The 24,469-nt window shown below is 34.1% G+C and carries 33 protein-coding genes and 1 pseudogene; 7 read left to right on the top strand and 27 right to left on the bottom strand.

Features of this window, described 5'->3' with window-relative positions:
- Positions 1 to 37: 37 nt before the first annotated feature.
- From AC1DTM_RS03755 to AC1DTM_RS03730, 6 genes are all read right to left on the bottom strand, one after another.
- On the bottom strand, positions 38 to 373 hold the full coding sequence (locus AC1DTM_RS03755) for an HNH endonuclease (protein ID WP_199692816.1): 336 nt from the start codon (positions 371 to 373) through the stop codon (positions 38 to 40).
- Positions 366 to 539, bottom strand: coding sequence for a hypothetical protein (locus tag AC1DTM_RS03750; RefSeq protein WP_199692817.1), 174 nt, complete (start codon positions 537 to 539; stop codon positions 366 to 368). The genes AC1DTM_RS03755 and AC1DTM_RS03750 overlap by 8 nt, the downstream gene beginning before the upstream one ends.
- A 6-nt stretch (positions 540 to 545) precedes the next feature.
- Positions 546 to 764, bottom strand: a complete 219-nt coding sequence (locus tag AC1DTM_RS03745) for a hypothetical protein (RefSeq protein ID WP_199692818.1) — start codon at positions 762 to 764, stop codon at positions 546 to 548.
- Positions 765 to 780: 16 nt separating this feature from the next.
- Complete coding sequence (locus AC1DTM_RS03740) at positions 781 to 1,026, bottom strand: hypothetical protein (RefSeq protein ID WP_199692819.1); 246 nt, start codon at positions 1,024 to 1,026, stop codon at positions 781 to 783.
- Between the two features lie 66 nt (positions 1,027 to 1,092).
- The gene (locus AC1DTM_RS03735) at positions 1,093 to 1,425 is read right to left on the bottom strand and encodes a hypothetical protein (protein ID WP_199692820.1); all 333 of its coding nucleotides are present in this window, start codon (positions 1,423 to 1,425) and stop codon (positions 1,093 to 1,095) included.
- Positions 1,426 to 3,271: 1,846 nt separating this feature from the next.
- Positions 3,272 to 3,991 (bottom strand): hypothetical protein, encoded by a 720-nt coding sequence (locus AC1DTM_RS03730; RefSeq protein WP_477000045.1) that lies wholly within the window; start codon positions 3,989 to 3,991, stop codon positions 3,272 to 3,274.
- A gap of 341 nt (positions 3,992 to 4,332) precedes the next feature.
- Here AC1DTM_RS03730 and AC1DTM_RS03725 point away from each other — a divergent pair, with 341 nt between their 5' ends.
- Positions 4,333 to 5,250, top strand: coding sequence for an excalibur calcium-binding domain-containing protein (locus AC1DTM_RS03725; RefSeq protein WP_048517245.1), 918 nt, complete (start codon positions 4,333 to 4,335; stop codon positions 5,248 to 5,250).
- A 196-nt stretch (positions 5,251 to 5,446) separates the two neighbouring features.
- Here AC1DTM_RS03725 and AC1DTM_RS03720 read toward each other — a convergent pair whose 3' ends face one another.
- Together AC1DTM_RS03720 and AC1DTM_RS03715 are read right to left on the bottom strand one after the other, a co-directional pair.
- Positions 5,447 to 5,989, bottom strand: coding sequence for a site-specific integrase (locus AC1DTM_RS03720; protein ID WP_088099465.1), 543 nt, complete (start codon positions 5,987 to 5,989; stop codon positions 5,447 to 5,449).
- A complete protein-coding gene (locus AC1DTM_RS03715) occupies positions 5,986 to 6,456 on the bottom strand; it encodes an ArpU family phage packaging/lysis transcriptional regulator (protein WP_016105984.1) in 471 nt (156 codons plus the stop codon). Before AC1DTM_RS03715 ends, AC1DTM_RS03720 begins: the two co-directional genes overlap by 4 nt.
- A gap of 282 nt (positions 6,457 to 6,738) precedes the next feature.
- On the opposite strand from AC1DTM_RS03715, the gene AC1DTM_RS03710 reads away from it, so the two are divergent.
- The gene (locus AC1DTM_RS03710) at positions 6,739 to 7,038 is read left to right on the top strand and encodes a hypothetical protein (protein WP_016105985.1); all 300 of its coding nucleotides are present in this window, start codon (positions 6,739 to 6,741) and stop codon (positions 7,036 to 7,038) included.
- 118 nt (positions 7,039 to 7,156) lie between these two features.
- Here the strand turns inward: AC1DTM_RS03710 and AC1DTM_RS03705 are convergent, their stop codons facing one another.
- The 3 genes from AC1DTM_RS03705 to AC1DTM_RS03695 form a co-directional block, all read right to left on the bottom strand.
- Positions 7,157 to 7,342 (bottom strand): hypothetical protein, encoded by a 186-nt coding sequence (locus AC1DTM_RS03705; RefSeq protein ID WP_016105986.1) that lies wholly within the window; start codon positions 7,340 to 7,342, stop codon positions 7,157 to 7,159.
- 1,029 nt (positions 7,343 to 8,371) lie between these two features.
- Positions 8,372 to 8,674, bottom strand: a complete 303-nt coding sequence (locus AC1DTM_RS03700) for a hypothetical protein (RefSeq protein ID WP_088099820.1) — start codon at positions 8,672 to 8,674, stop codon at positions 8,372 to 8,374.
- Positions 8,675 to 8,840: 166 nt separating this feature from the next.
- Positions 8,841 to 9,008 (bottom strand): hypothetical protein, encoded by a 168-nt coding sequence (locus AC1DTM_RS03695; protein ID WP_165762460.1) that lies wholly within the window; start codon positions 9,006 to 9,008, stop codon positions 8,841 to 8,843.
- Between the two features lie 849 nt (positions 9,009 to 9,857).
- Here AC1DTM_RS03695 and AC1DTM_RS03690 point away from each other — a divergent pair.
- Positions 9,858 to 10,217: an FtsB family cell division protein gene (locus AC1DTM_RS03690; protein ID WP_002142892.1), complete on the top strand. Its 360-nt coding sequence runs from the start codon at positions 9,858 to 9,860 to the stop codon at positions 10,215 to 10,217.
- Positions 10,218 to 10,552: 335 nt separating this feature from the next.
- Here the strand turns inward: AC1DTM_RS03690 and AC1DTM_RS03685 are convergent, their stop codons facing one another.
- The 10 genes from AC1DTM_RS03685 to AC1DTM_RS03640 all read right to left on the bottom strand — a co-directional run bounded on the left by AC1DTM_RS03685 (position 10,553) and on the right by AC1DTM_RS03640 (position 15,755).
- Positions 10,553 to 10,744 (bottom strand): DUF3954 domain-containing protein, encoded by a 192-nt coding sequence (locus AC1DTM_RS03685; protein WP_002192662.1) that lies wholly within the window; start codon positions 10,742 to 10,744, stop codon positions 10,553 to 10,555.
- 69 nt (positions 10,745 to 10,813) lie between these two features.
- Positions 10,814 to 11,176 (bottom strand): hypothetical protein, encoded by a 363-nt coding sequence (locus tag AC1DTM_RS03680; protein ID WP_002192661.1) that lies wholly within the window; start codon positions 11,174 to 11,176, stop codon positions 10,814 to 10,816.
- Positions 11,151 to 11,339: a hypothetical protein gene (locus tag AC1DTM_RS03675; RefSeq protein ID WP_002128777.1), complete on the bottom strand. Its 189-nt coding sequence runs from the start codon at positions 11,337 to 11,339 to the stop codon at positions 11,151 to 11,153. Before AC1DTM_RS03675 ends, AC1DTM_RS03680 begins: the two co-directional genes overlap by 26 nt.
- 2 nt (positions 11,340 to 11,341) lie before the next feature.
- Complete coding sequence (dnaB, locus tag AC1DTM_RS03670) at positions 11,342 to 12,664, bottom strand: replicative DNA helicase (protein WP_002192660.1); 1,323 nt, start codon at positions 12,662 to 12,664, stop codon at positions 11,342 to 11,344.
- Positions 12,661 to 13,611 (bottom strand): DnaD domain-containing protein, encoded by a 951-nt coding sequence (locus tag AC1DTM_RS03665; RefSeq protein WP_016105988.1) that lies wholly within the window; start codon positions 13,609 to 13,611, stop codon positions 12,661 to 12,663. Before AC1DTM_RS03665 ends, dnaB begins: the two co-directional genes overlap by 4 nt.
- Before the next feature lie 278 nt (positions 13,612 to 13,889).
- Positions 13,890 to 14,174, bottom strand: coding sequence for a hypothetical protein (locus AC1DTM_RS03660; protein WP_002088134.1), 285 nt, complete (start codon positions 14,172 to 14,174; stop codon positions 13,890 to 13,892).
- A gap of 178 nt (positions 14,175 to 14,352) precedes the next feature.
- Positions 14,353 to 14,574 (bottom strand): RNA polymerase subunit sigma, encoded by a 222-nt coding sequence (locus tag AC1DTM_RS03655; RefSeq protein ID WP_199714947.1) that lies wholly within the window; start codon positions 14,572 to 14,574, stop codon positions 14,353 to 14,355.
- Between the two features lie 13 nt (positions 14,575 to 14,587).
- Positions 14,588 to 15,175 carry a sporulation sigma factor-processing peptidase gene (locus AC1DTM_RS03650; protein WP_199714948.1) on the bottom strand — a complete coding sequence of 196 codons (588 nt, stop codon included), beginning with the start codon at positions 15,173 to 15,175 and terminating at the stop codon, positions 14,588 to 14,590.
- Positions 15,176 to 15,265: 90 nt separating this feature from the next.
- A complete protein-coding gene (locus tag AC1DTM_RS03645) occupies positions 15,266 to 15,514 on the bottom strand; it encodes a hypothetical protein (protein ID WP_199714949.1) in 249 nt (82 codons plus the stop codon).
- A gap of 52 nt (positions 15,515 to 15,566) precedes the next feature.
- On the bottom strand, positions 15,567 to 15,755 hold the full coding sequence (locus tag AC1DTM_RS03640) for a helix-turn-helix transcriptional regulator (protein WP_098448364.1): 189 nt from the start codon (positions 15,753 to 15,755) through the stop codon (positions 15,567 to 15,569).
- A 154-nt stretch (positions 15,756 to 15,909) separates the two neighbouring features.
- On the opposite strand from AC1DTM_RS03640, the gene AC1DTM_RS03635 reads away from it, so the two are divergent.
- The 4 genes from AC1DTM_RS03635 to AC1DTM_RS03620 all read left to right on the top strand — a co-directional run bounded on the left by AC1DTM_RS03635 (position 15,910) and on the right by AC1DTM_RS03620 (position 19,509).
- Positions 15,910 to 16,344: a helix-turn-helix domain-containing protein gene (locus AC1DTM_RS03635; RefSeq protein WP_098448363.1), complete on the top strand. Its 435-nt coding sequence runs from the start codon at positions 15,910 to 15,912 to the stop codon at positions 16,342 to 16,344.
- A gap of 13 nt (positions 16,345 to 16,357) precedes the next feature.
- Complete coding sequence (locus AC1DTM_RS03630) at positions 16,358 to 16,786, top strand: ImmA/IrrE family metallo-endopeptidase (protein WP_199714950.1); 429 nt, start codon at positions 16,358 to 16,360, stop codon at positions 16,784 to 16,786.
- 42 nt (positions 16,787 to 16,828) lie between these two features.
- The gene (locus tag AC1DTM_RS03625) at positions 16,829 to 17,824 is read left to right on the top strand and encodes a hypothetical protein (RefSeq protein ID WP_246907755.1); all 996 of its coding nucleotides are present in this window, start codon (positions 16,829 to 16,831) and stop codon (positions 17,822 to 17,824) included.
- 137 nt (positions 17,825 to 17,961) lie between these two features.
- A complete protein-coding gene (locus AC1DTM_RS03620; protein ID WP_199714952.1) occupies positions 17,962 to 19,509 on the top strand; it encodes a recombinase family protein in 1,548 nt (515 codons plus the stop codon).
- 32 nt (positions 19,510 to 19,541) lie between these two features.
- On the opposite strand, the pseudogene dpaB reads toward AC1DTM_RS03620, so the two are convergent.
- The 6 genes and pseudogenes from dpaB to AC1DTM_RS03590 all read right to left on the bottom strand — a co-directional run.
- A pseudogene (dpaB, locus tag AC1DTM_RS03615) lies at positions 19,542 to 19,967 on the bottom strand (dipicolinate synthase subunit B); the annotation flags it as partial.
- Positions 19,964 to 20,866: a dipicolinic acid synthetase subunit A gene (dpaA, locus tag AC1DTM_RS03610; RefSeq protein ID WP_002160749.1), complete on the bottom strand. Its 903-nt coding sequence runs from the start codon at positions 20,864 to 20,866 to the stop codon at positions 19,964 to 19,966. The gene dpaA and the pseudogene dpaB, both read right to left, overlap by 4 nt.
- Positions 20,867 to 21,133: 267 nt before the next feature.
- Entirely contained in the window at positions 21,134 to 21,385 is a 252-nt protein-coding gene (locus AC1DTM_RS03605) for a YlmC/YmxH family sporulation protein (RefSeq protein ID WP_002160748.1), read from the bottom strand.
- 135 nt (positions 21,386 to 21,520) lie between these two features.
- Positions 21,521 to 22,762, bottom strand: coding sequence for a M16 family metallopeptidase (locus AC1DTM_RS03600; RefSeq protein WP_002111360.1), 1,242 nt, complete (start codon positions 22,760 to 22,762; stop codon positions 21,521 to 21,523).
- A gap of 86 nt (positions 22,763 to 22,848) precedes the next feature.
- Positions 22,849 to 23,748, bottom strand: coding sequence for a polysaccharide deacetylase family protein (locus AC1DTM_RS03595; RefSeq protein ID WP_002111361.1), 900 nt, complete (start codon positions 23,746 to 23,748; stop codon positions 22,849 to 22,851).
- Positions 23,749 to 23,902: 154 nt separating this feature from the next.
- The coding region (locus tag AC1DTM_RS03590; RefSeq protein ID WP_477000044.1) for a S1 RNA-binding domain-containing protein at positions 23,903 to 24,469 on the bottom strand (567 nt) is incomplete at its 5' end.

Here is a 24,469-nt window from a genome sequence, read left to right as displayed (position 1 = left end):
AAATATTTTAAGGGGGGGTGTTATTACTGAATCATTTTTACCACTTTTCATCGTTTTCCCATTTATTCGGTTTCTTTTCAAAGAATCTTCCATGTTCTTTATTATGGCAATCCACACAGACTGTTTCTAAATTATCTTTTTCTAATGCAAGTTCTGGATGATGTTCGAGTTCTTTTATATGATGGACAACGAGTTGTATCTTCTTACGCTTTGCACCATCACTGTATTCGTTCGTGTCTGTTTGAACTCGACCATTACGCTTACACTCTTGGCATTCATAGTTGTCTCGCTTCTTTACTTGTTCACGAATACTCTTCCACTCACCACTGTCGTAGAACTTACGCTTCTGTTGTTTGGTTTTATATTCATTCACTATCCGTTACCTCAATCACACCTGTATCAATCCGCTTCTCTCGATGTTGAATGTCTAAACACTTCTCACAATAAAAAGTAGCTGATACATCCACACCATACCGCTTAGCATCAGAATAAAAAGAAGTAGTTTCACTAGCTAACACTTGATACTTATGCTCACACATCTATCCTCACTCCTTACTATTAATGAATTCATCCATTGCTTTACCAAGCAAACTGAACATCGCTTCTCTCTTTTGCTTTGGTGTTGTATTGTCTTCCAACTCATTAAAGATTGGAATTACACTTTCTAATTTCTGTTTATCGATACGCTCATTTACAAGGTCCTGTCCTAACATTGAAATGAATGTACCAATTACAACCGCTTGTTCTTGTTTAGTTAGTTTCATTTATTATCACCTCAGGTTAAAACCTTTCCTTAATTTCGGTAAACTCACTGACTTTTTGAGCTATCGTTTTACCATTTAAAACAACAGGTACTTCTATAAATAAAGGATTTATTTCATTCGTAAATCTACCCATAACACTTTCTAACTTCTCGAACGCTTCCACGCATTCATTAACTGCAGCAGTCAATTCCTTAACATTCTCTTTCGCTTCTTTTGTATCAACTTCTACCTTCACTGATAATGCGCTCTTTTGTTCACTCATTTTTCATCCTCCTCCAAAATAAAAAGCACCCGATTGGATGCTCTTTTCACTTTATTATTTATTAAATCATTTATGTTTTTCGGGTAATTGGACAACTACCTTATACGAATCCTCCAAATATTTTCCGGACAAATGGACTATGTCATCTTTCTCAAAGTATTCAATATCTACTGGATACATACTAGACATTCCGTAATAATCTCGATATTCAGCAGGAACAACATAATCTTTTGGCCAATCTATAGTCAATCTACTATAGTTAGTTTCAATAGTACAGTTTATTTTGTAGTAACCGTTGAAAACTACTTCTCCATTTTTTCTTGCAATAACATGAACCTTATCTCCTAAAAGTTGTTGATTACGATAGTGTAATAATATTTCTCTTAAATTTTTTGACATGCTTTTCTCCTTTTTTGACCTTTTTTAAAATAAAATTAACCAATCAATATATTCGACAAAAGGAGATAATTCCCTGTAATTTTCACATAACAAAAGAGCAACCATGCATCAGTTGCTCTTTCATCAGAACTTTCTATTTACTGTTATGGAACAGTAACGCCCACGATAATTGCTATTGGTTAAATTATCTTGGATCTATCTTTTCTCCATTTTACTCAATTAAATCTGAAGCTAAAAATTTCCAAAGTGTTACATATAACTCTTTATGCTCCCGCTTTCTCATCTCCTTATACAAACTTATAACGTCCGAAAGTTTTTTGAGAACAGAGAACACTTTCAGATGTTTTTGTAAACTTATTATTAAATCCAAATAAACATATGCGTTATCTGGATTTATTTGCTATAATTCTTTTGGTTAGGAGGTGAATAATATGAACAAATCTTCATATTCTTTAAAAGATTATGTAAACGCTATTATCTGGCTTGTGTTACCTTGTGCTGTTATTTTTGCGCMTGCATATCCAACTTTCTTATTAATTTTCATTCTATTTCTCTCAATATTATTTTCGTATTATGGGTTTACTATGAGATCTCTAATTAATAGTTTGGGTTTGAATCTGATAATTCCAGTCTATCGATTATTGGCTTTTTGTCTTTCAATAATTTCTTTTACAACATTTATGGTGATAGTACTCAACCACAAAATTGCTTATTTATCTTTTTTAGCAACAAAGTACATGGAAGAACTATCTTACTTACTAATCATATATATAATTTCTACATTCCTATTTTCTCTATTCGAGATAATATTTTATCTTTATAAGCATATTAAAGGCCCAAAAAATATTACAAAAAAAGTTGATCGGTTAAAATTCAGTTTACAGCTCTTCATAGCCATCTTTACCACATTAATACTACCTGATATAGTTTTTGGAGCGCTCTATATCTTCACATTTAGTTTTTATGATGCCGCAATGTCTGAAAAAAGCCTTTGGGAATTTTCATATTTTAGTTTCCTTATCCATTTTGCATTACCTATAAATTCTAATAGTATCCAATACTACGTGCAATTTCTTAATGAACACACCTTGTCTAGAATTCTTCAAGTAGTACACATTATTACATGTAAATTTCTTGATTTAACATTTTTAGCTGTTCTAATTCAATATTTTTTAGGTTTTATAAATACGTTCCATATTGAAAATAAAAACAATAAAGATTCATAGAATATTTTGCTCAGGTTATTATATTAATCTGAGCAAAATTTAATAAAAGAGCAACCGTGCACCAGTTGCCCTTTCATCAAAATTTAATGTTATTACTATACATCCGGTAAATGAAGTTTTATTCTTCTTCCAACCACCTAATGTTGTTTATATTTAACTTTCACAACATTATTAAGTAACTGGAAGAAGAGCAAAAGCTCTCCTTAATAACGGTATCATTCAATCATTACCATCTGCTGGTTTCGGATTTTATGTGCCGTCATAATGAAGCCGTTTAGAAATTTAGAAACAACATAGTGAGTTGTGTTTTCCGCCACTTCTCACAATACAAATATATCACGTTGCTTCCAAAACAACCGGCACATTTCCTGCCAAAAAGCGGTCACGACTCTGCCATATTTTTAAAGTTCAGCATCCTTTACATTAAAGTATCTTAATACTAAGGTGGATTTGAGTAATTGAAATAACTTTAATATATCTTCCTTGGTGATAGAGTCATAATCATGGAATCCATGCGCTATTGAATTTCGATTAAGTTCTTGACATAATTCCTTCGGAACACCTACAAATGTTTTTCCTATCATCCGAAGAACAGATAGTGAAAAAACTTTAATATATTGTTATTGTTCTATATCAATATATTCTTCAGGTTTAATTTTCGTGACCCTATACCTTTCTGGCTTTTGTCTGACTGATACCAGGTTAGTATTTATTTTACCATCACTCCAAGTTGCAATAACATGTTCAAATGCAGCAAATAACGGCATAACACACAATTTATATAATCCTCCTTTATACGCTTCATAAGTCTCCTTAATTAAAGTTTCATGAAGTTCATAAATAGGATCTCGTGTTATAACTTCTACATAAGATTCGAGATTCTGATTTATATATTCTAATATATCTTCATCAGTTACCTCTCCGCCTTCAAGCGCATCAAAGATTTCCATATCTAGACACAAAAACTCCTTTTCTAGTTCCTGCAATAAATTATCAATTCCTTTTATTTTTGTTGCTATTCTAGCATCAATTGCTTCCCAATCGATGCTGTCCATCATTTCTTTAATATGTACGTTAAACTCTTTAAAGATTTGTGAATTATCTATGCTCTGTTTTAATGCACGTTGAGCAATTTGTTGCATTACTTCAATATTAGTTTTATATGTACTCTGAATGGTTTTGTACATTTTATCTACAGATTGATTAAATGCAAGTATATCTTGCAAGGGGTTCGTTATATTTTGTTGTAGTTCCTTAAACTCAAACTTATTATTTTTTAACTCTTCTAACACCCTTTTCTTTTTAATTTCAAGTTCTTTTTTTCTATATTCCTCTTCCATTTATGACACTCCCTTCTATATTTAATATTCTATCATTAAAATAAAACAAGGTAGACATCCTCTCTGTGCAAGTTACTCATATCTTATATTTTGTATAACTAACTGAAATACCAGCTCCCTTGATACCAGTAACTTTATAAACCTTTTTCAAGTTTTATAACCAAGTAAATCTATAATTATATACCTTATAAACGAAGAAACATCTTTCTTTTTTATTAACATGCATAATTAACAGTATCTTCACCATTACCTTTTAATAGATTATTCGCACTGGAATTAATCTTACATTCTGATAATATATACATTAGATATCATGTAAAATTTGAGAGGGGATCTACATAATGAGTAAGAAAAAGAAAAAGCCTAGTGAATCTACCCTTGCTAAACAAGCAATTGCTAAAAAGTATCAAAAAGAGTATGGAAGCACACCCATTATCGTTTCTACCAACTTAGAAAGTATGCAAACTGGTTATGCTGCTGTAGCAACTGACCATATTCAATTATTCAAGTACAATAAAGATGTAAATGATGTTGTCAGTATTGCTAAATACTACTTTATTAATTATTCCACTGTTCTAGTAGATCACTTTGCTATTAAATCCCTATTCGAGTTTAATGGATCAGGAACACCATTTCGTTTTATCCCAACAGAACAAGGAAAAGATATCGAGCGCTTTATTGAAAATAACACATCCATTGAAATACATAAGGTACATCGTAAATGGTACAGTAAAATTCTTGGTTTCCGTTCTAATACAAAATGGAAAATGGTTGTGGCATGTATAATATATTTATTTATTCTCACGGCTGGAATTAGCGGAATGATAGATAATAAAAATGAAAATAAAGCAGCTTCAACAACAAAAGTTGTAGATACAGATGCTACTAAAAAAGATAACGAACAACAGAAACAAGAAGAGTCACAAAAACAACAAGAAGAGCAAAAGAAGCAAGAGGAACAACGAAAGCAACAAGAATTACAAAAACAACAAGAAGAGCAAAAGAAACAAGAATTACAAAAGCAGCAAGAAGAGCAAAAGAAACAAGAATTACAAAAGCAGCAAGAAGAGCAAAAGAAACAAGAAGAACAGAAGCAAAGCGTACAGCAACAACCAAACAATGATCTCCCTCAAGGAAATTACAATTTTAAAAGCTGTAAAGAAGCCAAAGCAGCTGGATTCTCAAATATCACAAGAGATCACCCTGCTTATTCCTCTAAGTTAGATAGAGATGGTGACGGATTAGCTTGTGATAAATAAAAAAGGAACCTGCATAGGTTCCTTTTTTTATACTTATAAATACCTTCTTCACCACTTACCCATATCTTATATTTTCTGTAACTGTCCCTATCGTTGAACCCCTTGATATTCATAGCTTCATAACACTTTCTTTTTTGAATTACACAACACATAAAAAATGGGTAACTATAAAACACAAAAAATAAAAAGGATGTTGCTATATTTTAAATTTAATCATAGCTTTATCCATTGCATCTTGGTTGACACCTATGTATCTTAACGTAACTCTTTCGGATGAATGATTAAATATCTCCATAAGTAAGGCTATATTCTTTGTTTGCATATACATGTGATATCCAAATGTCTTACGTAATGTATGTGTACCTATCTCATCTAATCCAAACTCTGATGCCGTACTTCTAAGTATCTTATATGCCATGCTGCGTCCAATCGGTTTATTCTTTCCTTCGCGACTCTTAATTAAATACTCATTGTCATCTCTTTCTTCAATGTACCAACGTAGTTCTCTTTTTAATGATGGAGTTAATTGAATACGTTTCTGTTTCCCTGTCTTCTTTTCTCTCATTGAGATGTGGCTTCCTTTTAAATCACTAACTCTTAGTTTTAAAATATCACTGATCCGCAAACCTGTATTAATCCCCATTACAAACAAAATATAATTGCGCTCATTGTTTTCCCTCAGATATTCTTTAATCTGTTGTATTTGCTCTGGATCACGTATTGGCTGAACAAAATTCATCGGTCATCCCCTCCGTAATGCTCTTCTGCCTCATATACTTCTAATCTAAGAGCAAATGCTAGTTTATAAAAAGCATTAGATTTATTGCGTCTGTATGTACGTTCACTCATTCCAACCTCGTTATAAATCATGTAATCAAAGACTTCTTCATCTTCTAAATATCGCTTTACAATGATGTCTCTTTGATTCTTGCTAAAGCGACTTAATGCCTTATCAATTTGAAAGGATAAGCGTTGTAATTTCACTTCTCTTTCACTCATTGCAACATTTGCTAAAGCAACATCTTCAGCTGGCTTGCCTACCATGTTTGTAGGACCGTGATATCTTATCTCGCAAGAAGCTGTGACCTTCATCTCATTTCTAATCATCCCAAACTGTCTATAAATACGAACGTTTTCAAGAACCTCTTCTAAACGTACTTGTGTTGCTTTACGATCAATTTTTGGTAAGAATGTTAATTGCGTCATATATAAACACTCCTTATCTGTTTTATTAATGAAAATAAAAAAACGGACACCAAACCATAGAACACTATCACTAATGCCCTTTATGGTTTGATGTCCGCTGGTTCTTCCAGTAGGACTAAATATTTAATTTTTATTTATTATACCATTTTTACAMAATTTATCTATTTTTCTATTCAAAGGATTATTTTGTTGAAAAATTCATTCTAATTTATAGCCACTATCTTTTTCTTATATTTTCCATTAAAATTTAATAGAAATATTTCGATAACAAAGGAGCAACCTATGAAGCATAATATAAATCTATGGTCCTTTATTTTTTCATTCGTTTGCATTGCTTTTTTTCTTTTATATCTTGAAGTATGCACACCTGAAATGAATGCATCTTTTATAAACGTCGTTTATTTTCACCCTTTATTTTTTGTACTCATTTTTTCAATAGGAACTTTTTTTGCTGGTATGAAAGGATTCTCTAAAGTAGATAATTTGATTTCAATGCTTAGAAGCATAGTAACAGTTCTACTAACACTTTTATTATCAGTGTTTTTAACACTAACTTTGATTGTGGGCTATGCATTAAGTTAAACGTATTTCTTCACGAATAAAACTCAACATTCCGTCAATACTGTAGATAGGCTGTTTAACAGCCAGAAATCTCTTATGTATAACCGTACTATTCGAGACTTCCTTCAAGACTGAGCAGTTAGCTTTTGCTGGCTGCTCTTTTAATTGGTTCGAAATCTCTGAAGAAAATATCCTCTGATATAGGTCTTATAACGCAATCTGAACATTTAACCCAGCAATACCAATCGTTAGCATTAATTTCTAATAATTGAACGACCGTTCCATCTTCTTTATGTTGATATGATTTAGGTGGATCTATAATCATATCCATTCCCCTTTTCTACAAAATGAAATTTTTATTAAGCTCATTTTCACTCCCACATACTATTTTTAATTCTGCTTATACTATAGCTGTAACTTAAAGTTACATATCATTTACTTGTAGGGCCTAATTTTCTTTTGTACAACAAGCAGTTAGCTAATTGAGCTAGCTGCTTTGTTTTTTAACCATTTTTGTAGGAATACAATTTATATGCATAATTTCTGAAGTGTGATCTATACTATATTTAGGTCTTAGGTCTTAACATCTAAAACCCTTATTTCAGCCTTAGACCTAATCAAGCGCTCCTCTCTCTTCCTTGGGGCTAAGCAGTTAGCTTTTGCTAGCTGCTTTTGTAATTTATCTGAATAAAATTCCAAAACTTCCACATAATATCTACAAGCTGTTCAATTCCTGAATAGCAACCTTTTTCTTTTGTTAACAAGTTGCAATGGATCAGTTAGCTTTTGCTAGCTGTTCTTTTGTTTTCACCATTTAAGCAGGGTTTGAATATATTAAATTCTACCTTTCTTTATAACGTGAGCTGGCCACTTACGCTATTTTTACAAAGGGCACTAATTGATAGTGCTCTTTTTAGTTTTGCCTGAATAAATCCCCAATTTCTGTCCATACTTTGAATACGCCAATCTGTAACAATTGATTTCTCCTTTAAAGCGGGGCAGATAGCTTTTGCTAGCTGCTCTTTTGTTTGAGATTAAAATAGCGTTTTGGTTTAAAATGATGCCCTATTCATTTGGACACATTTACCAGTATTTTTACCAAAAAATTCATGATATCGTTAATTAGTCGAGTACGTCATTACTTGACGATTACCCTTAGGAACCCCGCAGACAATCGGGGTTTCTTTTATTTAAATAACGATTTTGTTACACTTTTGTAACCCCTATGATTAAATGCGTGTGTTAGAATTTATAAGAATTTGCAAATTTCCCTTTGCAAACCCATATATCTTCTGCCCTTGTGACCCCAGAATACAAGGGCAGTTTTTAATAAAAAATAAGGATTTTGTATTAATTACCACTCATCATGCATACGAATAATTTCTAGTTGTTCCTGCGTTATTTCCATATCAACCGGATCATAGTGTTTCTTAATAAATTCCACATCATTATTAAATGGAAGGCTTGCCATGAACTTATAAAAGTTTTGTACATCCTCTTCAGTTGGCTTTTTAAAATCTGTTTTTATGATGTGAAGAGCATCAGTGATTTCTTGTGTGTCTAAAAACTCATCGCTCCAGTCACCGCAATCCGGGCCATTACATAAGTAACGGTTTTCTTTATTTTTAGCTTTAAATACAATTGTTGGTATTTTCATTCTTCATTCCCCCTTTGTTCATATTTTTGTAACACCTGTACAAGAATTTGTGTGTTAAACTAAGCTCATTCGAAGAAGTCATTCGTTATTGACCCGAAAATTCTTGATACCCTATCCCCTGCCCTAGCTTCCCTTGCTAGGGCTTTATTATTTTCCATTCAAATAACTATTTTGTTAAATCTACAATAGTGAGATTAATAGCTCCGGCTTGATCTAAACCTACTAATAAATTCTCTGCTACTGCCTTTGCCATATGAGTAGCACATGCGATTTCCTTACCATCCACAATAATTTTTAATTCTTCTCCGACATCTTCAATTTTTACATCCTTCATATCCATTCCCCTTTTCTACAAAATGAAATTTTTATTAAAAACCGAACATTATACTTAAACAGCAGCTGTCAATTTGAATCAAATTCCGAACATTAATATTCATAACTAATATTGTTTGCTTCCATCCAGTTTTCTCGTTCTGCTTGTGCGATCATTTCTTGTTCCACTTCAATATCTAAACGCTCTTGCTCATTCCAAGTGTCTTTCATTTCACACCCTCCTTTCTACTCAAATAGCGTTTTTATTCAATTTCCGTTTTTACTTTTTCTCGTTCTGCAATTCGATATGCAATATTCCATATTTTATTATCGCAATATCACTTTATTGACTATAAMCTTATATAAATGAGTTTCTATAACGCGGTAAATCAACATTTGTAATTTAATCCCTTATTTAAAACATCTATAATTTATTTTTAAACACTATATTCGGATAGTTATATTGGAATTTCCTGTTCTATACATCTATATAAGTTTTGTGTATTATGTATTAGAAGAGTAATTAAAAGACTTACTCTTTGCTATTGAGGGAAGAGCCTGAGAGCCATATCAGGCTCTTCTTTGTTTATATACCATGTAATCAAATAACGATTTTGTAACTTTTCCGTAACCATTTTAAGCTTATATACATGTTAGAATTTATAAGAATTTGCAAATTTCCCTTTGCAAACCCATATATCTTCTGCCCTTGTGACCCCAGAATACAAGGGCAGTTTTTAATAAAAAATAAGGATTTTATTTAAATTTCATAAAACCTATCTTTGCCTAAATAGGTTCAAAATTATCTATTTAGCATATATAATACTTTTAAGCAATTTAAATTCTATACATAAGTAATGGAGGCATTAAAATGGGGAGTGTCCCAAATTTACCATCACAACAATCAATCTCCAAAAAACAAATTAATCCTAACAAGAACCTACAAACGAATAAAAAGCTAAGACGTCGTCTTTTATTAGCGCTTGCTTTTATGCTACCTATGGTTATTTCCATTCAAATTTCCATTTATAAGCAAGAACAAATGATTCAAGAAAAACAAATTACACTTAATAAAGAAAAGAAAAGATTATCTGAATTAGAAATTACAGGACGTTATTTTGAAAACGATATTAAAACTTTAACAGAGAGTGAAGAAGGTATTTTAAAGTTCGCAAGGAAATTGTATGGATTCTCCAGACCTGATGAAACTATATTTCAAATAACTGAATAGCTTTTCAATACATAAGCGATTATCATTAATCATGGAACGATTTAATGATAATCGCTTTTTAACAAAATTCTATTAAATAACGCTTTTATATAAAATTCGTACACATTTTTGACACATCGAACATCACAATTACTTGAAAATTCGTGATAATATTAATTTGTCGAATACGCCAAATTTCGACACAGTACGACAATAGCCTCTCCCCTCCGAAATCCTTGCCCCCGCAGGGATTTCTCCTTATATTCATTAATTGTTCACTGAGTCTTCATCCTGAACAAAATTCAAGGTTTATTATTACCCCAATTTCCAACTTGTTTAAAAAAATAAAAGCTAGGCTAAATCAACTCTGATTCTCGTTTTTCAATACGAATTACTTTTTTATTCTTGTATATCAAGGACTGCTCACCATGACCACTTATCGGCGGCTCTATTTGACGAACTTGTCCATCTTTCACGATATAAACCATATTTTCAGCTAAAGAAATTTCCGCTCTCATTTCTGCAATATCTTCTTTAATAATCGCCACATTCACCACTCCCATGATATAATTACTTTGTCGAAAGTAGTCGGGAGTATTCTCGGCTTTTTTATTTGCTTATAAATACTGCACAACATTCTCCGGAACAAACGATTGTTCCAAGGATAGATGAAGCCGTATTGGAATCGGCTCTTTGCTATCCCTTGCTCGCTTACATATCTCTTCAGCTTCTTCCCAATCAAACTGTTTATCCTCCACTCGCTTATAACGCCAAATCCCAATTGTGTAATCCTCAAATAATTCGTAACGATCATCTGGCGCTGTCGTTGGTTTTAATTCGTCAATCGCCTTTGCTTGGCGTGGTATTTGTACAACAACGTCAGCAAAACGTAGTTTAGAATTTAACCGATGAACATGAGCCTTCTTAGGATCAAATGACACAACTCGTTCAACATCAAAAATTGTTAGCTGCTTTGTCATCGCTTGTTCCCTCCAATACCTGCAAGCTTGCAATTAAGATTCCTTCAAGCTGCGTTAATGTTAGTTGATCTAATGTTTGCCCATTAATTTCCGATAGTCCTAATCCCAATAATTTACGAATGATTGCTAGTTTTCTACGCTCTACTTCCTGACGTAACAACATGATTAGGCCTCCTGTTGGTGACTGAACTTCCGCTCTAAATTTACAAACTTACTAAACTCTTTAATGAATGCTAGTTCAACAACACCAACTGGACCGTTTCTCTGTTTCGCTAAAATGATTTCTGTTATGTTTTTATTTTCTGTTTCACGGTCGTAATAATCTTCACGATATAAGAATGCAATCAAGTCCGCATCTTGCTCAATTTGACCATTTTCACGTAAGTCTGAGAGTAACGGCCTTTTATCTTGTCTACTTTCAACAGCACGGCTTAACTGTGATAATGCAACCACACATACATTTAGCTCTCTTGCCATAAGTTTTAGCTTACGACTAATCTCACCAATCTCTTGCATACGATTTCCTTTGTGCTTTGGGTCACCTACAATAAGCTGCAAGTAATCAATTGCGACTAGCACCTTTTTGTCTGGGTATTTGCGTTTTAGTTTCCTAGTCTTTGCGTAAATCTCTTGCATCGTTACATTGGCTTTATCGTATATTTCTAGTGGTAAATCATTTATCAAGCCCATAGCCTGACTAATCTTTTCCCAATCCTTTAAATTACATAGCTTTTTAGGGTTTTTTAATTTCGTAGCATCTATATTTCCAGTACTTGAGATCATACGCTTAAGTAACTGTTCTTCTCCCATCTCTAGCGAAAAGACTCCTGTTGCTGTATGAGCACTCGCTGCATGGAAAGCAATGTTTAATACAAATGCTGTTTTCCCCATCGAAGGACGGGCACCGACAATAATTAAATCGCCTTCTTGTAGTCCAGCTGTCATTCTGTTCAAATCATCGTAGCCAGTATTTATTCCCGTTAAATCTCCAACATCAACTTGCATTTTTTTATATAAATCAACGAGTGTTTCCTTTAGGTTAAAATCATCTGAATAACCTGTTTCTTCAATTGCGCTTAATTCATCAATCGATGTACTAATAGCGCTCATATCTCTTTCTTGCTGAAGACGATTATATAAATTACCAGCAACCTCTTGAGCATGTCTCATTTTCCAAGCTTCGATAATTAAACCTTCGTGATACGAAAAGTTTTTCGTCGTTGGAACAACTTCGGTTAAGTTTACAAAGAACGCAATACCACCAATTTGATTCATAAAACTGTCTTCGAATTTCCCCATGAGAGCAACAAGATCTATTGGGACTTCTGCATCCTCTAGTTCTCTCATCGCTTTAAAAATCGCTTGATGTGTTGGATTAGAAAACTGCTTTGGCTTTAGTTGGCAATCTTTAATTAAATCGCCTTCTTGGATAATGCTACCTAAAACACTTTGTTCGGCTTCTGCGTTACGAATCATATCGTTACTCATTGAACAGCCCACCCATTTTGTTGATTAAATGCTGCAAGTTCTTCGTCTGTTGGAATGTTTTTCTCCCATGATTGTTGCTGCTGTATTACGTTCTTAGTAGATTCTGATAAGCCTTTTTGTTGATAAGGAGCTTGCATCGGCTGTTGCACCTTTGCTAATCGTTGAGTACGGAATGCTTTATCAGCTGCTTCAACATCTGCTACTGTTTTCAATCCTTTAAGATGCCAATCTCGTAAAATTGTATTTACGTAATTCATGTTTCTCGTATTCTTCTCTAAAGCAATTTCCATAGCTTTCACAACGAGCTCTGCATTTAAATCATCTATCCAAGCGTGAATACCATCTGCGATAAAAGGTGTAATGAATCCGAAGTTTTGCTCGTAAAAAGAAATTGGATTAACCTCAACAACTTCTTCCGCGCCTGCGCGTTCTTCTTGTTGTTGTTCTTTTTCTTTTTCTTCTTCTTTTTCTTCTTCCTTGCTAGGGTCTTGGAAGCCCCTTATAAGCCCCTCCAAACGTGCTGATAAATACTCCTTAATTCTTGGAATCTTAAAGTCTTGTTGCATTTCTAATTCCAAGCAAGTTTCATAGAAATCAACTAAAAAATCCTTATCCTTCACAGATTGAATTTCTTTTAAAACGCACTTTTCAATGTTCACATTTTTAATCGGATTGAATTTCAACCAGTTGATTAAGAACAATTCTTTTGTTTTTTGGTTGTAATTAATTTTCCCGTACTCTGCAAAGCGTTCTAATAACTTCATAACAGTTTCGCGGTTGTACCCTGTATCAGTTTCAATGATACGAAGTGGAAGCTCATAGATTCCTGATTGAGACGTCTTACTGTTTGTCATCAAATATAAGTAGAAATACTTTTCCTCCGGTGTAAGATCTAAAACAAATGAATCCTGCCAAAATGAAACATGTACTGGTCTATAAACTGCCATATTATTCATCCTCCCGTTTACATATCGCAAATCCGTCCTCTACACGTAATAAGCGATAATTCTTGTATCCTGTTTTGAGATATTGTTTTACTAAGTAAATTAGGTGTTGCTCTGATGTCGCTTGCTTAAGTATCTTAGGATTCAGCAACACTCTATGTAATGATTTGTCTAAAAGCATGCAACACACTCCGTTGTTATACGAATGCTAATTTGATATAATTAATTCAAATATTTTTTCCAAAGCTATTTATCTATCACTCTGCCAAGTGGTAGATTTTTTATTTTCTACGTGTTACTAAAGAGGCGTTAACTCCTCTTGCTCTTAAATCTTTAATCACTACACGATAACTCATCGATGCCTCATGTTCTTCTTTTGTATCACGAAGCATTTTAAATTCTTTCATACATCGTTCCAGTTCTTCTTCCCAATGATTTGATTCTTCGGCTGATTTTGCATAAAACATGTTATGAATACATGCAACCATACAGTTATGAAGTTTATTCGCAAATGAAAAGTCTCCTGGGAGAACTAGATCATGAAGACGATCGTATTTATGTGTCATGAATTACATCTCCTTTCTATTTGAGTTGATGCTGTACGCATCGTTACAACCAGAAAGGAGCATTGTAGGGGATGGAGGAACAATCCCTTTCTGGTTGTAACGACAAGCACAGTGGCTTGTCTAAATAATGAATAAAATGTTATAATTGCTTTGTAGACTTTATTGCTAGCTACTGTTCTCAGGCGGTAGCTTTTTCTTTTGCCCATTTATGTTTTAAAATGAATGATGCTTCGATAATTTTGATTCGAATCCCCACTAACTTCTTCTCTTGCTTTAACTCAACTGACTTTGAATCCTCACCTAGTATTTCCGCTATTTTAATTTCACCAGTTAGTTTTGCATCATAGCGTATTAGTTCCTTATATTCTCTTAAACTTGGTTTCTTATAATCTACTGTCATTTTTCTTCCTCCTTTACAGCACCTTTGTTAAAGTCATTAAGCTATCCACCGATTGAATAATAACGTTTTCCGCCATAGCCTTTTGCAACCAACTTCTTTGTGTTTGCTCTATAATGCCAAAATGTACTTGTTCCAAAGCTTGTACTACACATTGAGTAGCTTGGATTGTATCGAAGATTTCTTTTGCATGAACTGCGTATTCATGTTTCTTTTTTTCATCAAGCTTCCATGATCTTATGGCAACTTGTAAGTTCATGATTTCCTTTGCTGCCGCAATCCCCTCTTCAGCCTGTTTAATGTAGTTCATCAATTGTAAATTCACATCTTGAGTTAAACGTGGATCTGTAGGTGGTAAACCAACACCATAAATATGTTTAATCGCTTGTTGATTCAACTTTGCTCCTGTTGCATGACACCAATCCATCGCAAGCTCAAATTCTGGTTTAGAAAGTCCAGATTCAATACGAGTTAAGCGTTCATGTGTAATGCCAAGGTACTTAGATAGTCCTTTCTTCGTTTTCAGCTGAACATTGTCACAACATTCTCTAGCATTCTGTAACAATTCCCCTATTGCTGAATTGCAGTATATGCTTGTTCCCATATCTGTTCGCCTCCATATTTAGTTTTCAAATGGTTATAATGAATTTAGTACATACGTAACTTGTCTATTATTCATGTAAAAAGAGAGGAACTATTCCTCAATGTTTTCTTTCACTTGCATTTCTTTGATGATGGCCCAACCAGCCTTGTAATATGCTTGAAGGACTTTATCAATATCCTTTTGCGCTTTTGGCTCAGGAGCCACAACATGGACTTTCGTTTTTCCAAATTCATAAGTCGCTGCATATTCTTCTTGTTGGCTCATGGTGTCACCTCTTGAAGTGCTTTTTATATGTTTATGCGACTGATCTGTTGGTACTGCCATGTTAGTTGATGGCATTTTCTCACCTGCTTTCGCACTCGAAAGTATAAGAAACTTGTACTTATATACGTCAAATTAAATCTTTCACATCACAATTGAGAATGTCGGATAACCTTATAGCTTTTTCAAGATTTGGGTTGCTATATCCATTTTCCCAATTACTAATTGTAGATTTGGTGACTTGCATTTGATCCGCTAATTCTTGTTGCGTTAATCCTACTTTGTTCCTAGCCCTAATCAACTTTATGTTTTTATTCATTGTCTCACCACCTGTATAAGTAACTTGTACTCTTATTATAAGTATAAGATTCTTGTACGTCAATGCATTTGTACAATTTTCTTGTACAAAGTTTAATATCAAATCCATATAAGGTACAATGTTTTTGTACTTTTATTAATAGGAGGTGCTGAAAATGTTGACACAAAGACTAAAAGAAGCACGTAAAATGCGTAAACTTACACAACAAGGATTAGCAGATAAAGTTAATGCAACTAAAGGCACCATTAGTAACTACGAAAATGGTCATAGTACTCCCTCAAATGAAATGTTAAAGGATTTGGCAAATATTTTAGGAGTAACAACAGATTATTTATTAGGAAGAGCCGATAATTTAGATTCGTCTGGTCCACTTCCTGAATTAACGAAAAAAGATACCCGTGACATCGCTCGCGATTTAGAAAAAACCTTAGAACAATTAGAAAACAGCGAAGATGCCTTAATGTTTGATGGAGAACCAATCGATGAACATACAAAAGAAATGATTCGTATTTCTCTTGAAAACTCAATGCGAATGGCAAAACAGCTAGCAAAACAAAAATTCACTCCAAACAAATATAAAAAAGATTGAATGGAGCAACAGAATGGATATTAAAGAATATGTACTAAAAATCACACACAAACATGGCACAACAAATCCATTTGAAATTGCTAAACGAAAAGATATTATCGTGTTGTATGAAGACCTAGAGAATACTCTTGGCTTTTACAACACTTATAAGCGCTTTAAATTTATTCATATTAATAATCAAATCGATGAAACTATCCAACGATTTGTTTGTGCACATGAATTAGGCCATGCTGTACTTCATCCGAAAGCAAACACTCCCTTCTTACGTAACCAAACATTCTTTTCAGTAGATCGTTTAGAAATTGAAGCAAATACATTTGCTGTGGAGTTGTTGCTTACCGATGAAATGGTTTCTGCTTATGAAGATACTTGTTTGTCTATTCAAGAAGTTGCGGAAATTCATGGAGTTCCGAGTGGATTTGCTCGTTTAAAAACTTATTAATTTGAAACTAAAATACACTTTTATACGTTAGGAGTTACATCTATGAAAATATTTTTCTCCCTTTTATTAGTACTAGCTACTTTAGCTACTACTGTTTTATTAATTACTTCTCTTGTACTTCTATTTAAAAAGAGTCCAAAAATGAAGAAGTTCTTAAAATTCACTGGAATCGCTTTTGTTTTATCTATAATTTCATTTGTAGGGGTTGATATGAATATGACTCCTGAAGAAAAGCAAGAAATTCAGGCTAAGCAAAAAGCTGATGCAAAGTTAAGAAATGAAGAAGCACAAAAAGCTAAAGAACAAAAAGATGCTGAAGAGAAGCTAAAAGCCGAAGAGAAACAAAAGGCCAAAGAGCAAAAAGATGCTGAAGAGAAGCTAAAAGCCGAAGAGAAACAAAAGGCCAAAGAGCAAAAAGATGCTGAAGAGAAGCTAAAAGCCGAAGAGAAACAAAAAGCCAAAGAACAAAAGGATGCTGAAGAGAAGCTAAAAGCCGAAGAGAAACAAAAGGCCAAAGAGCAAAAAGATGCTGAAGAGAAACAAAAAGCTGAAGAAAAGAAATTAGCTGAGGAACAAAAAAAGGCTGAAGAAAAACAAAAAGAGTTCATCTCCTATGCCCAAAACATCAGAGGTGGAAATTTTATTAAGGATATGAAACTAAATAATAAAGAAGCTGAAATTACATTCCATGATTCGTTTGCATCTTATAAATCAGCAAAACCAGATAGCAACGTTACTGAAGAACAATATAAACAATATTTCTCAACTGGAGATGCTATTAAAAAAATGTTTGTAAGCGAACCAGCTAGATTACTAAGACAGTTTCCAGATTTAAATACGGTAAAAATGACTCTTCCGTTCGATGGGAAAACATATAACACTAGCTTGGATAGAAATTCTTTGAATACATACCTTGGATTTAAGATTGAAGATTTAAAGGTAGAGGATCAATCTTGGAATAAGAAATTTAACAATCCGTACGTGTCTGATAAGGCCAAGCGCAAAGCTTTATTCGAGAAATTTGTGACTGTTCAATAAAATATCATATTTGAAAGCCTTTATAGGCTTTTCTTTTTTAAGTAAAATAAGAACAAACGTTCTTTTGATTCGTAGAAAAACAGTGCTTCTATATTCATCATTAAAGCTTATAATAACTATTAAAAGGAGGATATGCTATGAAAACAGCAATCTATCTAAGAAAATCCCGTGCCGATCTCGAAGCTGAAGCACGTGGCGAAGGTGAAACTTTAGCAAAGCATCGCTCTACCCTGCTGAAAATCGCAAGGGAAATGAACTTAGATGTTTTAACCGTTCGCGAGGAAATCGTTTCTGGTGAGAGCTTAGTAAAACGTCCAGAAATGTTAGCACTCCTTGAAGAAATTGAAGATAACAAATATGATGCTGTTCTTTGTATGGATATGGACCGTTTAGGTCGTGGTGGTATGAAAGAGCAAGGAATCATTTTAGAGACGTTTAAACGCTCGAATACGAAGATTATGACACCTAGGAAGACTTATGACCTTAATGATGAGTGGGACGAAGAATACAGCGAATTTGAAGCCTTTATGGCACGTAAGGAATTAAAGATTATTACACGTCGTATGCAACGAGGACGTATCGCAAGCGTGGAGGCTGGTAATTACCTCGGTACCCATGCGCCTTATGGTTATGATATCCACCGTTTAAATAAGCGAGAGCGTACGTTAACGATTAATTCAGAAGAAGCCTCTGTCGTAAGAATGATATTTGATTGGTATGCAAATGAGGATATGGGTGCGAGTGCAATTAGGAACAAGTTAAACGATCTTGGCTACAAGAGTAAGTTAGGAAATGAATGGAACCCCTATAGCATCTTGGATATTTTAAAAAACAATATATACATTGGAAAAGTGACATGGCAAAAGCGAAAAGAAGTAAAACGTCCTGATGCTGTGAAACGTAGTTCTGCAAGACAAGATAAGTCAGATTGGATTATTGCTGATGGCAAACATGAGTCAATCATACCTGAAAGCTTGTTTGAGCAAGTGCAAGAAAAATTAAACTCAAGGTATCACATTCCATACAATACGAACGGGATAAAGAATCCATTGGCTGGTATTATTAAATGCGCTAAGTGTGGTTACAGTATGGTCCAACGTTATCCCAAAAACCGAAAAGAAACTATGGATTGTAAACACCGGGGCTGTGAAAACAAATCAAGCTATACTGAATTAATCGAGAAGCGTTTACTCGAGGCCTTAAAAGAATGGTACATCAATTATAAAGCTGATTTTGAAAAACATAAGCAAGATGACAAATTAAAAGAAACACAAGTTATTCAAATGAATGAAGCTGCATTACGCAAGCTTGAAAAAGAATTAGTGGATGTCCAAAAACAAAAAAATAATTTACATGATTTATTAGAACGTGGCGTTTACACAGTCGATATGTTTTTAGAACGCTCGAATGTAGTTTCTGATCGCATTACTGAAATTACTTCCACGATGGAAAACTTAAAGAAAGAAATTAAAACAGAAATTAAGAAGGAAAAAGTGAAGAAAGATACAATTCCTCAAGTAGAGCATGTTCTTGATTTGTACTTTAAAACAGATGATCCCAAAAAGAAAAACAGCCTCCTAAAGTCGGTTTTAGAAAAGGCTGTTTATAAGAAAGAAAAGTGGCAAAGACTCGATGATTTCGAACTTGTGCTTTACCCTAAGCTCCCTCAAGATGGCGACATATAAGCGTTTATGCTTTGTCGTCACCTTGTTGGTGTAATTAGATTTACCCCATTTAATCCTAAAGCATCATTCGTCGAAACAGCTAACACAACAGGCTTTCCATTTCTAAGCGTCGCTTTTGCTGCCATTAATACTGGAGAATCTGTCATCGCATTCGCAAATTTACTCATCGAATTTCCAGTTAAAGGAGCAATCACCATACAATCTAGCGGGATTTTTGGTCCGAGTGGTTCTGCTCCGACAATTGAATTAATTGCTTTAAACCCTGTTATTTCTTCGATCTTTTTAATCCATTCTTCCCCTTCGCCAAATCTAGTATTTGTTGATTGGACAGTATAAGAAACAACGGGACGTACTTCTGCACCTTCTGCAATTAACTTCTCTAAATGCGGCATAACTTCTTCATACGTACAATGTGAGCCTGTAAATCCGAAACCAATTCGTTTCCCCTTCAAACTCATTTCTCATCCTCCTCCTTTGCGATTGCATCTGCTATTAATAACTGAGAAAGAACATTCGCTAATATTTGTCCTGCTGTTTTCGGTGCAACAATCCCAGGAAGACCAGGTGCTAATAGTGCCTTCACTCCACGCTTCTCCGCATAGCGAAAGTCCGTGCCACCTGGCTTAGAAGCTAAATCAATAACTAGCGTATGAGCTGGCATTTTTGAAATAACATTCGCTGTCACAACGAGATGCGGAATTGTGTTAATAACAATATCGATATTACCTACTTCTTTCTCTATGTCTTGCATATGAAAAGGAGAAAACATCATTTCTGTAATACGAGCAATATGTTCCGAACGTCTTGCTCCAACTTTGACATGTGCTCCTAATGATTGAAAGGCTCTTGCAACACTCATACCAGTTCTACCAAATCCTAAAACCATTACATTCGATCCATGAATTGTGTAATCAGTATGTTGAATAACCATCATTAGTGTACCTTCTACGGTCGGAATAGAGTTATAGATTGCAACATCATCACGATCAAATAATTTTACAAGTTTGCGATTTGTAGTAGATACGAGATTTTCCAAGTAAGGTGTACCAATACCTGAATATATAGTAAAGTTTTCTGGCGTCTTTTCAATTTGTTCTTTCGTTATGGAAACTTTTTCATTTGAAAAAATAGTATCTACTTCTCCTTTGGCATTCGTCCCTGCAACCGGCAAAATAATCGCATCTAAAGAAGTGAAATTTAAATCTTGTATACTTTCTTTTGCTGCCCCTGTGAAGCCATGGTCTAACTGTTCAAACCCTATTAATGAAAGTTTTGCGTCCAGTTCGACTAGCTTGCGAATTACTTCTAGCTGTCGTGCGTCTCCTCCTATGACAGCAATATGCATCTCAGTCAACATTCTCTAATTCACCTTCTTTTTCTTTCATTTATAAGAAAAATGCCTACTTTTTCTTTTTCCTCCACATCATATGTAATGTACGGGTTTGAGGTGATTGAAAAACAAAAAGCACACGTGATTTAACTTCTTTATCCCGCTATTTGCGAGGAGTAAGACTGCCTCCTCAAAATTCGGCTGAAACAAAGAAGTTAGGAGGCAGTCACAGGCTGCTCGTAAAAGCCTTCACTTTATATAAAAATAAAAAAAGACAACCAAAATGGTCATCTTTCACTCCGATCTTGAATGGTTCGTAAGATCACAAAGTATCATATCATTTCCCACCTTCTTAATTTTGCTCCACTCTACTCTCACTTCTTGCTGTTCTCTTTTAAAACCTCCCCATTTCCCAGTAGGTATAATAAGCGCTTGTATTTGTCCATCTCTCTCATCAATTTCTAAATCTGCATGACCTAAAACTCCCATTTTTTCTGCTCTTTCTAAATCCACAATCTCTTTGCCACTTAATTCACTTAAACGCATTAAATCTCCCCCTATCCTACTTTTCATGAAGGTTATCCTATAATAAGTACCTATTCTGCATATATAAAAAAAATAACCGTATCTCATATAAAAGAGATACGGTTATTTCCGAAAGCGAATGAATTACAAAATTGATTAAAGTTTCATTCCTTTTGGCAGTTTTCCATCTGGACTAATAAGTGCCGCAGAGAATTCATCGGTAAACATATTGCGAATTAACTCGTCTACATTTTGCTTTGTTACAGTGTTTACACTTTCAATAATCTCATCAAGAGAACGATGTTTACGAAGAAGCAATTCGTTTTTACCATTACGGCTCATACGACTATTCGTACTTTCTAAACTTAACATTAAGTTTCCTTTTAATTGTTCTTTACTGTTAACAAGCTCTTTTTCTGTAATACCTGTATTTTTCAACGTATTTAACGTTTCTTGCATTGTTTCATACAGTGTATCTAATTGTTTGCTACCTGTTCCACCGTAAAGTGTTAACATTCCTGTATCTTCATAAGAAGAGTGATAAGAGAATACTGAGTACGCCAATCCACGTTGCTCACGTACTTCTTGGAATAAACGGCTACTCATACTACCGCCTAAAACATTATTTAATACAATTAAGTTATAAATATCTTCGTGACCCATTTGCAAGCCTTTATATCCTAAACATAAATGAGCTTGTTCTGTTTCTTTCTTACGCGCTACTTTATTGAAATGGAAGATTGGGCTATGTACTTGTTCACGATTTGTTGTTCCTTCGTAATTACCGAAATATTGCTCTACAGTTTGTAAAAATGCTTCATCAATATTTCCTGCAATTGATACAACAACATTTTCAGGTGTGTAATGATCTTTCATGTATTGACGTAACGTATCACCTGTAAATGTTTCAAGCGTTTCTTCTGTTCCTAAAATAGGATATCCAAGCGGATGCGTTTCATATGTTGCTTTCGTTAACATATCATGCACAATATCATCTGGCGCATCTTCGTACATTTTTATTTCTTCACATACAACATTCTTCTCTTTTTTCAGTTCTTCCTCATCAAATGTTGAATTAAAGAACATATCTGCTAAAACATCTAACGCGTATTTAGCATGCTCATCTAGCACTTTCGCGTAGTAACATGTATATTCTTTTGAAGTAAAAGCATTTACTTGTCCACCAATGCTATCAAATGATTCTGCAATCTCTCTTGCACTTCGCGTTTCTGTCCCTTTAAAGAACATATGTTCCAAAAAGTGTGAAACCCCATTATTTTTTTCATTTTCATTTCTTGAACCTGCGTGGATCCATATACCAATCGCAACCGAGCGTACAGTTGGTATATTCTCCATAACAATTCTTACACCATTTTTACACGTATATTTTTTAATCAAAAACTTTCCTCCTAATGCCAGTTTCTCTAAATAATTGCTATTATTTAATGATAACAAGTTTAGAGATGAATGTCATGCAAATGTATTTAATCCACACGTTTTTCATCTAGTAATTCTGTAATATTCCCCACTTTATATCCTTGTTCCTTTAAATTTTTAATCATAGTATCTAGCGCTTCTGTTGTAGATGAAGTAGGATGCATTAGCACAATAGCACCTGGATGTATTTTTCGCATTACTCTCTGCAATAACACACCCGGTTCTGGCCGCTTCCAATCAATTGTATCTACAGTCCACATAATCGTCCCCATTTGGAAATCATCCGCTATTTTTACTACCTCATCCCGAAAGCTTCCGCTTGGCGGAGCAAACCATCTCACTTTCTGATTTGTAGCTGCTTCTATCATTCGATTCGTTTTTTGTAATTGATCTCGTATTTCATCTGTAGACAGCGTTTTCATGTCAGGGTGTGTGTAAGAATGATTTCCTACTTCTTGATTTGCATCGACAATCATTTTGGCAAATCGTAAATTTTCTTTCACCCAGCGTCCTTCTAAAAAGAAAGTCGCCTTCACATCATGTTTTTTCAATACCTCTAATATACGTGGCAAATACTCATTACCCCAGGCCACATTAATTGTTAATCCCACCATTTTTTTATTTGGATGTCCTCGATAAATGGGAGCTGGTGGTAAATCTTCTAAGTGAACACTCGGTGATACTTCCTTAAATTCAAGTTGTTTTTGATCAAACTTCTTGATTTTCTTCATATTATTATAGGACGCTTCTATATCCACTTGTTTTCCATTATACCCAGGCGTCGCCTTCCAAATCTTATCAATCATCGCATTTTGCGGCATAATCTCGTACTGTTTTACATGTTTTTGAATCTCTTCATGCAAGTTATCCTGCGCAAAAACGGAATAAGAGCCAAAACCCACATATAAAGAAAATATAAATATGTACGCTAATATACGAGCTTTCATATAAACCCTCCCATTAACTATAAAAAAGAAACCATTTTCTTCTTATCTTTGTTAATTTGAGCGTTATGATGAAAACTATACCTATACTCACATAAAAATCTAAATGAATCACATTTTTTACATAACAAAAAAAGCCAGCTAAACTGGCTTTCACTTATTGTTGCTCTTGTGCGTTTTCTTCTTTAGCTGCTTCTTCTTTAGCAGCTTCTTTTTCTTGCTCTTCTTTTAGCAATACTTTTCTAGATAAGTTTACACGACCTTGTTTGTCAATCTCGATAACTTTAACTGAAATCTCATCACCGATTTTCACAACGTCTTCTACCTTACCTACACGCTCAAGTGCAAGTTCAGAGATGTGAACAAGTCCATCTTTACCGCTAAATAATTCAACGAACGCACCGAATTTTTCAACACGTTTAACTTTTCCTAAGTAGATTTCGCCTACTTGTACTTCGCGAACGATATCTTCGATAATTTTCTTCGCTTTTTCATTCATCTCTTGATTAATTGATGAAATGAATACTGTACCATCTTGCTCGATGTCAATTTTAACGCCAGTTTCTTCAATGATTTTATTAATCTGTTTACCACTTGGTCCAATAACATCACGAATTTTATCTGGGTTAATTGCCATTGTAATAATCTTCGGAGCATACGCAGATAACTCAATGCGAGGTTCAGCGATAACAGATAACATGTGATTTAGAATGTGCATACGACC

The sequence above is a fragment of the Bacillus sp. P4_D3 genome (assembly GCF_056401855.1).
This window is presented reverse-complemented; position numbering and strand designations above follow the sequence as displayed.

Coding starts and splice junctions, on each gene's coding strand:
- AC1DTM_RS03680 (WP_002192661.1), bottom strand. CDS start 11,176: ATGACAAAGCAGCTAACAATTTTTGATGTTGAACGAGTTGTGTCATTT.
- AC1DTM_RS03730 (WP_477000045.1), bottom strand. CDS start 3,991: ATGGAAGAGGAATATAGAAAAAAAGAACTTGAAATTAAAAAGAAAAGG.
- AC1DTM_RS03620 (WP_199714952.1), top strand. CDS start 17,962: ATGAAAACAGCAATCTATCTAAGAAAATCCCGTGCCGATCTCGAAGCT.
- AC1DTM_RS03630 (WP_199714950.1), top strand. CDS start 16,358: ATGGATATTAAAGAATATGTACTAAAAATCACACACAAACATGGCACA.
- dnaB (WP_002192660.1), bottom strand. CDS start 12,664: ATGAGTAACGATATGATTCGTAACGCAGAAGCCGAACAAAGTGTTTTA.
- AC1DTM_RS03640 (WP_098448364.1), bottom strand. CDS start 15,755: ATGAATAAAAACATAAAGTTGATTAGGGCTAGGAACAAAGTAGGATTA.
- AC1DTM_RS03655 (WP_199714947.1), bottom strand. CDS start 14,574: ATGACAGTAGATTATAAGAAACCAAGTTTAAGAGAATATAAGGAACTA.
- AC1DTM_RS03700 (WP_088099820.1), bottom strand. CDS start 8,674: ATGAAAATACCAACAATTGTATTTAAAGCTAAAAATAAAGAAAACCGT.
- AC1DTM_RS03695 (WP_165762460.1), bottom strand. CDS start 9,008: ATGAAGGATGTAAAAATTGAAGATGTCGGAGAAGAATTAAAAATTATT.
- AC1DTM_RS03735 (WP_199692820.1), bottom strand. CDS start 1,425: ATGTCAAAAAATTTAAGAGAAATATTATTACACTATCGTAATCAACAA.
- AC1DTM_RS03750 (WP_199692817.1), bottom strand. CDS start 539: ATGTGTGAGCATAAGTATCAAGTGTTAGCTAGTGAAACTACTTCTTTT.
- AC1DTM_RS03715 (WP_016105984.1), bottom strand. CDS start 6,456: ATGACGCAATTAACATTCTTACCAAAAATTGATCGTAAAGCAACACAA.
- dpaA (WP_002160749.1), bottom strand. CDS start 20,866: ATGTTGACTGAGATGCATATTGCTGTCATAGGAGGAGACGCACGACAG.
- AC1DTM_RS03720 (WP_088099465.1), bottom strand. CDS start 5,989: ATGAATTTTGTTCAGCCAATACGTGATCCAGAGCAAATACAACAGATT.
- AC1DTM_RS03595 (WP_002111361.1), bottom strand. CDS start 23,748: ATGAAAGCTCGTATATTAGCGTACATATTTATATTTTCTTTATATGTG.
- AC1DTM_RS03690 (WP_002142892.1), top strand. CDS start 9,858: ATGGGGAGTGTCCCAAATTTACCATCACAACAATCAATCTCCAAAAAA.
- AC1DTM_RS03675 (WP_002128777.1), bottom strand. CDS start 11,339: ATGTTGTTACGTCAGGAAGTAGAGCGTAGAAAACTAGCAATCATTCGT.
- AC1DTM_RS03605 (WP_002160748.1), bottom strand. CDS start 21,385: ATGCGTTTAAGTGAATTAAGTGGCAAAGAGATTGTGGATTTAGAAAGA.
- AC1DTM_RS03625 (WP_246907755.1), top strand. CDS start 16,829: ATGAAAATATTTTTCTCCCTTTTATTAGTACTAGCTACTTTAGCTACT.
- AC1DTM_RS03740 (WP_199692819.1), bottom strand. CDS start 1,026: ATGAGTGAACAAAAGAGCGCATTATCAGTGAAGGTAGAAGTTGATACA.
- AC1DTM_RS03635 (WP_098448363.1), top strand. CDS start 15,910: ATGTTGACACAAAGACTAAAAGAAGCACGTAAAATGCGTAAACTTACA.
- AC1DTM_RS03710 (WP_016105985.1), top strand. CDS start 6,739: ATGAAGCATAATATAAATCTATGGTCCTTTATTTTTTCATTCGTTTGC.
- AC1DTM_RS03645 (WP_199714949.1), bottom strand. CDS start 15,514: ATGCCATCAACTAACATGGCAGTACCAACAGATCAGTCGCATAAACAT.
- AC1DTM_RS03725 (WP_048517245.1), top strand. CDS start 4,333: ATGAGTAAGAAAAAGAAAAAGCCTAGTGAATCTACCCTTGCTAAACAA.
- AC1DTM_RS03650 (WP_199714948.1), bottom strand. CDS start 15,175: ATGGGAACAAGCATATACTGCAATTCAGCAATAGGGGAATTGTTACAG.
- AC1DTM_RS03660 (WP_002088134.1), bottom strand. CDS start 14,174: ATGACACATAAATACGATCGTCTTCATGATCTAGTTCTCCCAGGAGAC.
- AC1DTM_RS03745 (WP_199692818.1), bottom strand. CDS start 764: ATGAAACTAACTAAACAAGAACAAGCGGTTGTAATTGGTACATTCATT.
- AC1DTM_RS03705 (WP_016105986.1), bottom strand. CDS start 7,342: ATGATTATAGATCCACCTAAATCATATCAACATAAAGAAGATGGAACG.
- AC1DTM_RS03665 (WP_016105988.1), bottom strand. CDS start 13,611: ATGGCAGTTTATAGACCAGTACATGTTTCATTTTGGCAGGATTCATTT.